Origin of the sequence: Pseudomonas sp. FSL R10-0399, from assembly GCF_009600165.1 — a bacterium.
GTDB classification, from domain to species: Bacteria; Pseudomonadota; Gammaproteobacteria; order Pseudomonadales; family Pseudomonadaceae; genus Aquipseudomonas; species Aquipseudomonas helleri.
This window is the reverse complement of sequence record NZ_WIWK01000147.1, coordinates 1-12,346: the sequence shown is the minus strand read 5'-3', so window position 1 is coordinate 12,346 and position 12,346 is coordinate 1. Positions and strand designations below refer to the sequence as shown.

Sequence of the window (12,346 nt, the reverse complement as noted above, 5' to 3'; positions counted from 1 at the left end):
AGCTGGGATGGAGGCTGGAAAAAGTTGGGTAGTTTTTTTGAATAAAAACAATGGGTTATTTTATGTTTGATAAGAGCTGCCGGAGGCTGCGATCTGTTGATCTTTAACGTCAAAAGATCGCAGCATGCGGGGTTAACAACAAAAAACCTGTAGGAGCGAGCTTGCCTCGCGATCTTTTGATCTTTTAAAAAGTCGCGAGGGACAAAGTCAGGTTTGAGCCGTTACCACGGCCTGTTCGAGCACCAGTTGCTGCTTGTCGGCATCCAGACGCACGTGCGCGCCCATCGGCAAGGTGATGTTCGGGTCGCAATGGCCGCTGCGCCAGCCGGCCAGCACGGGGATATTCAGCGGCCCCAGTTCTTGCTTGAGCAACAGCTCCAACCGCGAAACATCGACCCCGGCAAAATCCCCCACCAACACTCCGCGCACCCGCCCAAGCTTGCCCGCCTGGCGCAGATGGGTGAGCAGACGGTCGACCCGATATAACGGTTCGTTGACGTCTTCGATAAACAGGATGATGCCCTGATCGTCCAGCTCAAACGCCGTGCCGATGGTGGCACAGATCATCGACAAGTTGCCGCCCAGCAAGCGGCCGCTGGCACTGCCCGGCGCAAGGGTGGTTAGCGGGTACGCCGCAGGGTGCTCCAGCAACGCCGGTTGTTGCCCGCTGAGCATGCGCAGCAAGGAAGATTCTGTTGGTGGCTGTTTGTTGCCCAGCAGGTCCGCATTCAGCATGGCCCCGTGGAAGGTCACAAAGCCCGCATAACGAGTGATCGCCAGATGCAGTGCGGTGATGTCGCTGTAGCCCACAAACGGCTTGGGATGGCGTCTGAGCAGCTCAAAATCGATGTTTTCGAGAAAGCGCGTGCAGCCATAGCCACCGCGCATGCACAGGATGGCATCCACAGTGTCGTCGGCAAAGGCATCGTGCAGGTCACGCAAGCGCACAGCATCTGAACCGGCCAGGTAGCCGTCTTTCTCCCAGACGCCTGGAAACACCTTGAGCTGATAGCCACGGGTTTCCATCCATCGGGTTGCACTGTGCAGATCGAATTCGGAGGGGCCAGCCGGGGCGATCACACCGATCACCCCGCCAGCAGGCAGCGCGGGCACTGCGCTGTGAGTAGTGAACGACACAGGCGCAGCGAACCAGCTATTCATGGTTTCAGGAACCTACCAACATGTCTTTAACCAGTTTGGCTTGCTCGTCTGCGTGGTACGAAGAACGTACCAGCGGGCCGGAGGCGACGTTTTTGAAGCCCATTTTGTAACCTTCTTCGGCGAACCAGGCGAAGGTGTCCGGGTGCACAAAACGCTGCACCGGCAAGTGGCTGCGCGACGGTTGCAGGTACTGGCCCAGAGTCAGCATGTCGATGTCGTGTTCGCGCATGCGCTGCATCACTTCAATGACTTCGTCATCGGTCTCACCCAGACCCAGCATCAAGCCGGACTTGGTAGGAATGTGCGGCATCATTTGCTTGAAGCGTTGCAACAGAGTCAGCGACCACTGGTAGTCAGAACCCGGGCGCGCAGCCTTGTACAGGCGAGGCACGGTTTCGAGGTTGTGGTTGAACACATCCGGCGGCTCGGCTGCGGTGATTTCCAGCGCGATGTCCATGCGGCCACGGTAGTCCGGAACCAGGGTTTCGAGCACGACGTTCGGCGACAGGCGACGGATTTCACGGATGCAGTCAGCAAAGTGCTGAGCACCGCCGTCACGCAGGTCATCACGGTCTACCGAAGTGATCACCACGTACTTCAAGCGCAAGTCGGCAATGGCAACGGCCAGGTTATCCGGCTCGTTGGTGTCCAGTGGTTTTGGACGGCCATGGCCTACGTCGCAGAACGGGCAACGACGGGTGCAGATGTCACCCATGATCATGAACGTTGCGGTGCCGCCCGAGAAACATTCGCCCAGGTTCGGGCAGGAGGCTTCTTCGCACACACTGTGCAACTTGTGTTTACGCAGCAACGCCTTGATGCGGTCGACTTCCGGCGACACCGGAATGCGCACGCGAATCCAGTCTGGCTTCTTCGGCAGCTCGGTGGTCGGAATGATTTTTACCGGGATACGCGCAACCTTTTCGGCACCGCGCAATTTAACGCCAGTCTCAACCTTGGAACGGGCCTCTTGCGCACGGGCCACACGTTCGGAGATATCCAGCGTCGGGATCAGGGTTTGAACAGCGTCTTGCGCAGTAGTCATATCAGTCGATTCCGCCCGTTAGGGTCGTCTGCTCAGCATAGTCGAGGTGTTTGACGAGCTGCGCACGCAGCTGGACACCTACCTCGGCAAAATCAATCGGCCCTGCATGGTCACGCAACTGGGTCATTGCCAGCCCCGCATAACCACAGGGGTTAATCCGTCGAAACGGTTCCAGGTCCATGTCCACATTCAGGGCCAGACCGTGGAAAGAGCAACCGTTGCGAATGCGCAGGCCCAGGGATGCGATTTTCGCACCGTCGACATACACGCCGGGCGCATCGGGCTTGGCCGCCGCAGTCACGCCATAGGAGGCCAGCAACTCGATCAGGCAAAGCTCCATGCGGCTGACCAGCTCACGCACGCCAAAACCGAGACGGCGCACATCCAGCAACAGGTAAGCGACCAACTGGCCGGGCCCGTGATAGGTCACTTGCCCGCCGCGGTCCGATTTAACCACCGGGATATTCCCCGGCAACAACAGATGTTCGGCCTTGCCCGCCTGACCTTGGGTGAACACCGGCGGATGCTGCACCAGCCAGACCTCGTCTTGCGTGTCCGGCGTGTGCTTGCGTTGGTCGGTGAAACGTTGCATCGCCAGCCAGGTGCGCTCGTAATCGAGTACACCCAAATCGCGAATACCCAAGGTCTGCGGCATCACAGCACCATGTGCACGAAGCCGGTGGCTCGCAGCTCGCTGTTGATGTTGTACAGCTGGTCTTGATCGGTCGCAACGATGTGCAACTGAATCGTGGTGTATTTGCCGTTGGTGCTTTGACGCTCGTCGATGCGCTCGTCATTGATCTTTGCGTGTTTCAGAACGATGGCAATGATCTTGTCTTTGTTGCCCACACCCGTGTCACTGATCACCTTAACCGGATAGTCAGTTTGAGGAAATTCGATCTTTGGCGCCTTTACTTCGGTATCGGTCATGGCGTATTGGCCTCGGGAACTACAGAGCGGCCCCCTGCACACTCAGCAAGGGGCCACGCAGGGTGGGTGAAATCAGTTGAACAACCCAAAGAAGAATAGACGGATGCTATCCCACACACGGCGGAAAATGCCACCTTCCTCAACCGGCTCCAGCGCGATCAAGTCAGCGCTGTGGATAACTTTGTCGTCCAGTTTGACTTCAACCTTGCCGATTACATCGCCTTTGGCGATAGGGGCCATCAGCTGCGGGTTCATGGTCATGCTCGCCGCCAGCTTTTTCAATTGGCCTTTCGGCAGGGTCAAGCTCAGGTCATCGGCCAGGCCAGCTTTAACCTGGTGAGTGGTGCCTTTCCAGACTGGCGCTTGAGCCAGCTCCGTGCCCTTCTGGTAGAAGGTCTGGGTTTCGAAGAAACGGAAGCCGTAGGTCAGCAGTTTCTGGGTTTCAGCAGCACGTGCTGCTTCGCTGTTGGTGCCGAATACCACGGCGATCAGGCGCATGCCGTCACGTACCGCCGAAGACACCATGCAGTAGCCAGCTTCGTCGGTGTGACCGGTTTTCAGACCATCAACGGTCTTGTCACGCCACAGCAACAAGTTACGGTTAGGCTGCTTGATACCGTTCCAGAAGAACTCTTTCTGCGAGTAGATCGCGTAGTGAGTCGGGTCTTCGTGAATGATGGCGCGAGCCAGCAACGACATGTCGTGAGCCGACGAGTAGTGCTCCGGGTTCGGCAGGCCGGTCGGGTTCATGAAGTGGCTGTTGGACATGCCCAGGTCGCCAGCGGTTTTGTTCATCATGTCAGCGAAGGCGTCTTCGCTGCCGGCGATGTGCTCGGACAGCGCAACGCTGGCGTCGTTACCCGACTGAATGATGATGCCGTGCAACAGGTCGCTGACCGACACCTGGCTGCCGACCTTGATGAACATGCGCGAACCGCCGGTGCGCCAGGCGTTTTCGCTGACGGTCACCGGGTCGTTCTCGCCGATCTGGCCACGACGGATTTCCAGGGTCGCGATGTAAGCGGTCATCAGCTTGGTCAAGCTGGCCGGAGGCAGACGCTGATCACCGTTGTTCTCCACCAGCACGTTACCGCTGTTGGCATCCATCAGAACGTAGGATTTGGCGGCCAGCTGTGGCGGCGACGGCATCATCTCGGCTGCCCAGGCGGCAGGAGTGACGATCAGCGGTACAAGCAGGCACAGGCGTTTGGCAAAGGTGGTGATGTTCATCCGTCTCTCGAGTTTGCTAATGGAACCTTACCCTCGCGGGCAAAACTTTTTGACAGCCGTTTGACGGGCTGCCACGTGTTCAGTGTTACTGATCGGTCACAACGCTCGGCTGGCCCAAATTGGCCAGACGCACGCTGTTTTGCGTTTGTTGCACTTCACCGGCCGAGGCAATCGGCCCCATGCGCACACGATGAAGGGTTTGCTGATTGCGCACAATCGAGCTGATAAACACAGGGGCGCTGACCATGCCACTGAGTTTGGAACGAAGCAACTCGGCCGCATCAGGATTGGCGAATGCGCCTACTTGCAAATAGGTGCCCTGGCCCTTGTGCACCGCTACAGGCGGTATGACATCAGACGCGTGCTGTTGCGGTGGCGGCGTCCATTGCTCGACCTTGCCCGTTGAAACGGTCGGCGCGGCAGCAGCTTGCGCCACTTGCGGCTCGTTGAGCATCAAAGGCGCCGGACGGCCTCGCGCAGCCCACCAGGCTTGCGGGTCAATGCCTTCAACCTTGACGCGGGCCGTACCGGTTTCGGCATAGCCGAGCTTTTTGGCGGCTGCGTAAGACAAGTCAATGATGCGGTCCGAATAGAACGGCCCACGGTCGTTAACTCGCAATACCACAGCCTTGCCGTTGTCCAGGTTGGTCACTTTAACGTAACTGGGCAGCGGCAGCGTCTTGTGCGCCGCGCTCATGCCGTACAGGTCATACACTTCGCCGTTGGCGGTGTTCTGCCCGTGGAACTTGGTGCCGTACCAGGACGCCGTGCCTGTGGCCACGTAGTTCTTGGACTCCTGGATCGGGAAATACGACTTGCCCAGCACGGTATACGGGTTGGCCTTGTACGGCCCGGTGTGCAAGGTGGGCGTTGCATCCGGAATACGCGAAACGTCGACATCCCACCACGGCGCGCCGTCTTTGTGCGCGCGGTTGATGTCCAGGCCAGGCTTGGCGCTGATAGTGCCCGCGGTTTGCGGCGTGCTCGTGCGGCTGCTCGAGCAGCTCACCATCAGCAGTGCGATAGCCGTGCAGGCCGCGATTTTCAGAGGTGTGCGAATGGCTAAAAACGGCATTACTTGTTGCCCCGTGCTTGAACCAGCAGGTCGGACAGTTGATGCACTGCCATGGCATACATCACGCTACGGTTGTACCGCGTGATTGCATAAAAATTCTTCAGGCCCATCCAGTATTCAGGGCCATTTTCGCCTTCGAGACGGAACGCTGTGACCGGCATGTCGTCGCGCAGCGCATCATGACTCGACCAGCCCAACGCTCGCAACTCCCCAACGGTTTTGACCGGTTCAATCCCTTGGGTCAAGCCTTCATCGACGCGGTCACCCTGCACGTCGGCGCGGGCCACCACCGGCTCGCCCGCCACCCAGCCATGACGCTTGAAGTAGCTGGCAACACTGCCGATGGCATCGTCCGGGTTGCTCCAGATATTGATGTGGCCATCATTGTCGAAGTCCACGGCATAGGCTCGAAAGCTGCTCGGCATAAACTGCGGCAAGCCCATGGCGCCTGCGTAAGAGCCTTTGAGGCTCAGCGGGTCGACTTGTTCTTCACGGGCCAGCAACAGGAACTCACGCAGCTCCTTGCGGAAAAATTCGGCGCGCGGCGGGTAATCAAAGCCCAGGGTCGAGAGCGCATCAATCACCCGGTAATTGCCGGTGTTGCGCCCGTAAAAGGTTTCGACGCCGATGATCGACACGATCACCTGGGCCGGCACACCGTATTCCTTCTCGGCACGGGCCAGCACGGCTTCGTGCTCACGCCAGAAGTCGACACCGCGGGCAACGCGGGCGTCGGTCAGGAACATCGGACGGTATTCTTTCCACTGCTTGACGCGCTCGGCCGGGCGCGAAATAGCATCCAGAATGCTCTGTTTGCGCTCAGCCTCACGAAACACATCCATCAACTGTTCACCGGCAAACCCGTAGTCGCGGGTCATCTCACCGACAAATTCAGCCACTTGGGGCGAGCCATCGTAGTCGCCGGCCACCGCGCCTTGCGCTGCCCCGAACAGGCCCAAAAAGCCCATCCACGACGCGTATCGAGCGGCCCAGCCACGCATTGCTTGCATTGAATTCTTCACCTTAATCAAACTTGTGCAATCCATTTGCGATGCGTATGGATTGACATCAAAACCCCAAACGCTGACAGCAGCGTCACGAGCGAAGTTCCGCCGTAACTAATAAACGGCAATGGCACGCCCACCACCGGCAACAGCCCACTGACCATACCGATGTTGACGAAAACATAAACAAAAAAGGTCATGGTCAAGCTGCCTGCCAGCAATTTGCCGAACAGGGTTTGCGCCTGGGCGGTAATCACCAGGCCGCGACCAATCAACAACAGATAAATCAACAACAGCGCACAAATGCCCACCAGGCCGAACTCTTCGCCCATCACCGCAATAATGAAATCGGTGTGGCTCTCGGGCAAAAAGTCCAGGTGCGACTGGGTGCCCAGCAGCCAGCCCTTACCGAAGACGCCGCCCGAACCGATGGCTGCCTTGGACTGGATAATGTTCCAGCCGGTGCCCAGAGGATCGCTCTCAGGGTCGAGGAAGGTCAGGATTCGCTGCTTCTGGTAGTCGTGCATGATGAAAAACCACATGCCAATCGCCACCGGGATCGCAGCCGCCAGCACGCTGATGATCCAGCGCCAGCGCAAACCACCCATAAACAGCACGAACGCGCCCCCGGCCAGCACCAGCAAGGCGGTGCCGAGGTCGGGCTGACGCACGATCAGGCCGAAGGGTATGCCGATCAGCAACAAACTGACCGCCACGTGCTTGAGCTGCGGCGGCAAGGTGCGCTTGGACAGATACCAGGCGATGGTCGCGGGCATCAGGATTTTCATGAACTCAGAGGGCTGGAAACGAATCACCCCCGGAATGTTGATCCAGCGCGTGGCGCCCATGGCGTTGTGGCCCATGACGTCCACCACTACCAGCAACATCACGCCGAGCAAATAGCAGACCGGCACCCAGCGCGCCATAAAGCGCGGTTCAAGCTGGGCGATGACAAACATCGACACCAGACCGATACCGAACGAGGTGGCCTGCTTGCTCAGCAGATCCCAGCTTTTACCACTGGCCGAATACAGCACAAACAAACTGCCTGCGGCGAGTGTCAGCAACAAAATCAGCAAAGGGCCGTCGATGTGCAGACGCTGCAACAGCGTGGCACGGCGACGCATCACATCCTCACTGGAGAGGATGCGGTCAAAATTACTCATCATTGGCCGTAGCCTCCGCCTTTGAAACACTGGCGTATTCAGGTTTGAGTTTGCCGTCTTCACCGAGCAACCAGGCATCCATGACCGAACGCACCACCGGCGACGCCACACGGCTGCCGGCCTCGCCGTTTTCAATCATGACCGAGACCGCAATCTGCGGGTTATTCGCCGGGGCAAAGCCCACGAACAACGCGTGGTCACGGTGACGCTCCTGAACCTTGGACCGGTCGTACTTTTCACCTTGTTTGATCGCCACTACCTGGGCCGTACCGCTCTTGCCCGCAATCAGGTACTGCGCGCCGACACCGGCGACTCGCGCCGTACCGCGAGCGCCGTGCACCACCTGCTGCATGGCGTGGTTGACCTTGCCCCAGTTGGACGGGTCGCGCAGCACGATGTCGGGCATGGGGTTTGGGTCTACCGGCGGCACGCCCTCGATGGTCTTGGCCAGGTGCGGACGGTTCCATTTGCCTTTGCTGGCAATCAGCGCCGTGGCCTGGGCCAACTGCAAAGGGGTGGACTGCATATAGCCCTGGCCGATCCCCAAAATCAGGGTTTCACCCGGGAACCAGGCCTGGCGACGGGTTGCACGCTTCCACTCGCGGGACGGCATCAACCCGGCCGACTCTTCGAACATGTCGAGGGAGACTTTTTGACCAATGCCGAACTGATTCATGTAGGTCGACAAACGGTCGATGCCCAGCTTGTGGGCCAGGTCATAGAAGTAGGTGTCGTTGGAGCGCATGATCGCGCTGTCCAGATCGACAAAGCCATCACCGCTGCGGTTCCAGTTACGGTACTTGTGATCGTAATTGGGCAGTTGGTAATAACCGGGGTCAAACACCCGCGTACTGGCCGTCACCACACCGCTGTCCAGCCCGGCAATCGCCACGGCGGGTTTGATGGTCGAACCCGGCGGGTACAAGCCACGCAAAATGCGGTTGAACAGCGGACGGTCAATGGAATCACGCAGCTCGGCGTAAGCCTTGAAACCAATACCGGTCACAAACAGGTTGGGGTCGAAGCTCGGCTGGCTGACCATGGCCAGCACTTCGCCAGTCAACGGGTTCAGAGCAACCACCGCCCCGCGCCGACCGGCTAAGGCTTCTTCAGCCGCCTCTTGCAACTTGATGTCCAGGCTCAGAACGATGTCTTTGCCCGGGATCGGATCAGTGCGCTTGAGCACCCGCAGCACACGGCCGCGAGCGTTGGTCTCGACCTCTTCGTAGCCGACCTGGCCATGCAGCTCGGCTTCGTAGAAGCGCTCTATACCGGTTTTGCCGATGTGATGGGTGCCGCTGTAGTTAACCTTATCGAGGGTTTTAATCTCTTTCTCGTTGATCCGCCCCACATAACCGACCGAGTGCGCAAAATGCGCCCCTTGCGGGTAGTGGCGGACCAATTGCGCAACCACCTCAACCCCAGGCAAGCGGAACTGGTTAACCGCGATCCGGGCAATTTGCTCTTCATTGAGTTCGAACAGAATCGGCACCGGCTCAAACGGCCGCCGCCCCTGCTTTGTGCGCTTTTCAAACAACGTGCGGTCTTCAGGGGTGAGCTGCAACACCTCAACGATGGTGTCGAGCACCTGATGCCAGTCCCCCGCACGCTCGCGGGTCATGGTCAGGCTGAAGCTGGGACGGTTGTCGGCGATCACCACGCCATTGCGGTCATAAATCAGGCCGCGGGTCGGGGGGATCGGCTGCACATGCACCCGGTTGTTCTCTGACAGCGTGGAGTGATAGTCGTACTGCACCACTTGCAGGTAGTACAGACGCGCAATCAGCACGCAAATAAGGGCCAACACCAGCAGTGCGCCGACCACGACACGGCTGCGCACCAGACGTGCGTCTTTTTCGTGGTCCTTGAGGCGAATTGGCTGGGTCATTCCGGGGGCGCTGAGCTATTTGTGATAAGGGTGCCCGGACAATACCGTCCAGGCGCGATACAACTGCTCACCGATCAGAATCCTTACCAACGGGTGTGGCAACGTCAACGGCGACAGCGACCAGCGCTGATCGGCGCGGGCGCAGACTTCTGGCGCCAACCCTTCCGGGCCGCCGACCATAAAGTTCACCGTACGCGAGTCGAGGCGCCAGCGGTCAAGTTCAACCGCCAGTTGCTCAGTACTCCAGGGCTTGCCATGCACTTCGAGGGTGACGATCCGCTCCCCCGGGCCGACTTTGGCCAGCATGGCCTCGCCTTCCTGACGGATGAACCGGGCCACGTCGGCATTCTTGCCACGGGTATTGAGCGGTATTTCTACCAGTTCGAGCGCCAGTTCGGATGGCAGACGCTTGGCATACTCGTGCCAACCTTCTTCCACCCACTTGGGCATACGCGAACCGACAGCGATCAAACGCAAGCGCACAGCGAACCCTTATTCCTGGTCTTTGTTGAGCTTGGCGAAATGCTCATGGGTGTTTTCCGGGCTGTGGTGCGCAGCGCTTTCAGCACGGCTTTGTGCAGCACCGGCCCACAGACGCTCCAGGTCGTAGAACTGACGGGCGCTGGCGGTCATCATGTGCACGATCACGTCGTCCATATCCAGCAGTACCCAGTCGCTGTCGCCCTTGCCTTCTTCGCCCAGCGGCTTGACGCCCTGTGCTTTAACGGCTTCACGGACCTTGTCGAGCATCGCGCCGATCTGACGGTTCGAAGTACCGGTGGCGATGATCATGAAGTCAGTGATGCTGTGCTTGTCACGCACGTCGATAACCTGGATGTCTTGTGCCTTGACGTCTTCCAGGGCCGCTACAGCCACTTTAACCAGTGCTTCGCCAGCCAGTACTTCACCTGTGTGGGCGGCAACTGGCAACGGGGCGCTTTTGAAGGTGCCTTTGCGCTTTACTTTGCTTACATCTTTATCAGTCATATAAAACTCGTTTTTGCTCGTATGTTCGGCTGTTTCAATACACGTCAAATCGCGCCTTGAAACACGCCTTTTTTAGTTCGACGCACGGTAAAGCCCGTGCGCATCGATGTAGGCCAGGACCGCGTCGGGCACCAGATAACGTACCGACTTACCGCTGGCCAGCAGTTGACGGATCTGGGTGGCGGAAACCGCGAGCGGTGTCTGCCAGACGAATGCAATCTGTCCGCTCGGCCCCTTCAGGGCCAGCGGGTCGCTTACCGAGCGCGCTGCCAGCAGGTTGCGCAAGGCATCCGGCGGTTCGCTGTCGGCATCCGGGCGCTGTAGCACCAGGATGTGGCAATGCTGGAGCAACTCTTCCCAGCGGTGCCACATGGGCAGGCCGCAAAACGCGTCCCAGCCCAGCAATAAAAACAACTGGTCATCCGCGGCCAGCTCGGCCCGCATCAGCTCCAGGGTATCAATGGTGTAGGACGGTTTGTCCCGCTGCAGCTCCCGTGGGTCCACTACCAGCGTAGCGACTCCTGCGACGGCGCACTCAACCATCGCCAAACGGTCGAGCGCCGACACCTGCGGGGTGTCACGGTGCGGTGGCCGGGCATTGGGGGTCAGGCGCAGCTCATCGAGCGCCATCATTTCCGCAACCTCTAGCGCACCGCGCAAATGCCCGATGTGCACCGGATCAAACGTGCCCCCCAGCACACCAATGCGCCGGGGTAACACGTCGCTGACCTGCACGTTCCCTGAAGGGCTAAGTTCGCCCAAGTCAGCTCGGCTCCTGGCCGCGCAACTGGCCATCACCGACCACGATGTACTTCTCGCAGGTCAGACCTTCGAGACCCACCGGGCCGCGGGCGTGCAGCTTATCAGTAGAAATGCCAATTTCAGCACCCAATCCGTATTCAAATCCATCTGCGAAGCAGGTTGGGGCGTTGAGCATCACCGAACTGGAGTCCACTTCGGCGATAAAACGCCGGCATTCGCCCTGATGTTCGCTCACGATCGAGTCGGTGTGGTGGGAGCCATAGTGATTGATGTGCTCAATCGCCTGGTCCAGGCCATCAACGATACGGATCGACAAAATCGCCGCCAGGTACTCGGTGTGCCAATCTTCTTCGCTCGCCGGGGCCACGTCGATCAGCGCCTGGGTGCGTTCGCAGCCGCGCAGTTCGACGCCCTTGGCGCGAAATTGTTCAGCCATGGCCGGCAAAAATTGCGCCGCCACGGCCTGGTCGACCAGCAGGGTTTCCATCGCGCCGCAGATGCCATAACGGTAGGTTTTGGCATTGAAGGCAATCCGCTGAGCCTTTGGCAGGTCGGCATGGGCACTGACGTAGACGTGGCAGATACCGTCCAGGTGCTTGATGACCGGCACACGGGCGTCACGGCTGACACGCTCGATCAAGCCTTTGCCGCCACGCGGTACGATCACGTCGACGTACTCGGGCATGGTGATCAACGCGCCCACGGCCGCACGGTCGGTGACTTCAACCACTTGCACCACGGCCGGCGGCAGCCCGGCCTCGGCCAGACCTCGCTGGATGCAGATCGCAATGGCGCGGTTGGAGTGAATCGCCTCGGAGCCGCCGCGCAAGATGGTCGCGTTACCGGACTTCAAGCACAAGCTGGCCGCATCGATGGTCACGTTCGGACGCGACTCGTAGATGATCCCGACTACACCCAGAGGAACGCGCATCTTGCCAACCTGGATACCCGATGGACGGTAGCTCATATCCCGGATGGCACCGATAGGGTCCGGCAGACTGGCCACTTGGCGCAAGCCGACAATCATGCTGTCGATGCGTGCCGGGGTCAGCGCCAGGCGCTCCAGCATCGCGGGCTCGAGGCCGTTGGCCCGGCCGG

At 59.4% G+C, this 12,346-nt stretch carries 13 protein-coding genes; all 13 read right to left on the bottom strand.

Annotated features, from left to right (window positions below):
• Positions 1-207 precede the first annotated feature (207 nt).
• Positions 208-1,161, bottom strand: coding sequence for an LD-carboxypeptidase (locus GHO41_RS26505; RefSeq protein WP_153435082.1), 954 nt, complete (start codon positions 1,159-1,161; stop codon positions 208-210).
• A 4-nt stretch (positions 1,162-1,165) separates the two neighbouring features.
• Positions 1,166-2,206 carry a lipoyl synthase gene (lipA, locus tag GHO41_RS26500; RefSeq protein WP_048367635.1) on the bottom strand — a complete coding sequence of 347 codons (1,041 nt, stop codon included), beginning with the start codon at positions 2,204-2,206 and terminating at the stop codon, positions 1,166-1,168.
• 1 nt (position 2,207) lies between these two features.
• The gene (gene lipB, locus GHO41_RS26495) at positions 2,208-2,861 is read right to left on the bottom strand and encodes a lipoyl(octanoyl) transferase LipB (RefSeq protein WP_153435081.1); all 654 of its coding nucleotides are present in this window, start codon (positions 2,859-2,861) and stop codon (positions 2,208-2,210) included.
• The gene (locus GHO41_RS26490; protein WP_048367639.1) at positions 2,861-3,136 is read right to left on the bottom strand and encodes a DUF493 domain-containing protein; all 276 of its coding nucleotides are present in this window, start codon (positions 3,134-3,136) and stop codon (positions 2,861-2,863) included. Before GHO41_RS26490 ends, lipB begins: the two co-directional genes overlap by 1 nt.
• 72 nt (positions 3,137-3,208) lie before the next feature.
• Entirely contained in the window at positions 3,209-4,366 is a 1,158-nt protein-coding gene (locus GHO41_RS26485) for a D-alanyl-D-alanine carboxypeptidase family protein (protein WP_048367641.1), read from the bottom strand.
• 85 nt (positions 4,367-4,451) lie between these two features.
• Positions 4,452-5,441, bottom strand: coding sequence for a septal ring lytic transglycosylase RlpA family protein (locus tag GHO41_RS26480; protein ID WP_048367643.1), 990 nt, complete (start codon positions 5,439-5,441; stop codon positions 4,452-4,454).
• Entirely contained in the window at positions 5,441-6,451 is a 1,011-nt protein-coding gene (mltB, locus tag GHO41_RS26475) for a lytic murein transglycosylase B (RefSeq protein ID WP_123751712.1), read from the bottom strand. The genes GHO41_RS26480 and mltB overlap by 1 nt, the downstream gene beginning before the upstream one ends.
• A 17-nt stretch (positions 6,452-6,468) precedes the next feature.
• Positions 6,469-7,572: a rod shape-determining protein RodA gene (gene rodA, locus GHO41_RS26470; RefSeq protein WP_162207677.1), complete on the bottom strand. Its 1,104-nt coding sequence runs from the start codon at positions 7,570-7,572 to the stop codon at positions 6,469-6,471.
• A 31-nt stretch (positions 7,573-7,603) separates the two neighbouring features.
• Positions 7,604-9,499 (bottom strand): penicillin-binding protein 2, encoded by a 1,896-nt coding sequence (gene mrdA / locus GHO41_RS26465; protein WP_123751710.1) that lies wholly within the window; start codon positions 9,497-9,499, stop codon positions 7,604-7,606.
• Positions 9,500-9,514: 15 nt separating this feature from the next.
• A complete protein-coding gene (rlmH, locus tag GHO41_RS26460; RefSeq protein ID WP_003444191.1) occupies positions 9,515-9,982 on the bottom strand; it encodes a 23S rRNA (pseudouridine(1915)-N(3))-methyltransferase RlmH in 468 nt (155 codons plus the stop codon).
• 9 nt (positions 9,983-9,991) lie between these two features.
• On the bottom strand, positions 9,992-10,486 hold the full coding sequence (rsfS, locus tag GHO41_RS26455; protein ID WP_048367650.1) for a ribosome silencing factor: 495 nt from the start codon (positions 10,484-10,486) through the stop codon (positions 9,992-9,994).
• A gap of 72 nt (positions 10,487-10,558) precedes the next feature.
• Positions 10,559-11,281 carry a nicotinate-nucleotide adenylyltransferase gene (gene nadD / locus GHO41_RS26450; RefSeq protein ID WP_048367651.1) on the bottom strand — a complete coding sequence of 241 codons (723 nt, stop codon included), beginning with the start codon at positions 11,279-11,281 and terminating at the stop codon, positions 10,559-10,561.
• Positions 11,250-12,346, bottom strand: a 1,097-nt coding sequence (locus GHO41_RS26445) for a glutamate-5-semialdehyde dehydrogenase (protein WP_153428541.1), incomplete at its 5' end; no start/stop codon positions are given. The genes nadD and GHO41_RS26445, both read right to left, overlap by 32 nt.

Coding starts and splice junctions, on each gene's coding strand:
- GHO41_RS26505 (WP_153435082.1), bottom strand. CDS start 1,161: ATGAATAGCTGGTTCGCTGCGCCTGTGTCGTTCACTACTCACAGCGCA.
- lipA (WP_048367635.1), bottom strand. CDS start 2,206: ATGACTACTGCGCAAGACGCTGTTCAAACCCTGATCCCGACGCTGGAT.
- lipB (WP_153435081.1), bottom strand. CDS start 2,861: ATGCCGCAGACCTTGGGTATTCGCGATTTGGGTGTACTCGATTACGAG.
- GHO41_RS26490 (WP_048367639.1), bottom strand. CDS start 3,136: ATGACCGATACCGAAGTAAAGGCGCCAAAGATCGAATTTCCTCAAACT.
- GHO41_RS26485 (WP_048367641.1), bottom strand. CDS start 4,366: ATGAACATCACCACCTTTGCCAAACGCCTGTGCCTGCTTGTACCGCTG.
- GHO41_RS26480 (WP_048367643.1), bottom strand. CDS start 5,441: ATGCCGTTTTTAGCCATTCGCACACCTCTGAAAATCGCGGCCTGCACG.
- mltB (WP_123751712.1), bottom strand. CDS start 6,451: ATGCAAGCAATGCGTGGCTGGGCCGCTCGATACGCGTCGTGGATGGGC.
- rodA (WP_162207677.1), bottom strand. CDS start 7,572: ATGCGTCGCCGTGCCACGCTGTTGCAGCGTCTGCACATCGACGGCCCT.
- mrdA (WP_123751710.1), bottom strand. CDS start 9,499: ATGACCCAGCCAATTCGCCTCAAGGACCACGAAAAAGACGCACGTCTG.
- rsfS (WP_048367650.1), bottom strand. CDS start 10,486: ATGACTGATAAAGATGTAAGCAAAGTAAAGCGCAAAGGCACCTTCAAA.
- nadD (WP_048367651.1), bottom strand. CDS start 11,281: ATGGCCAGTTGCGCGGCCAGGAGCCGAGCTGACTTGGGCGAACTTAGC.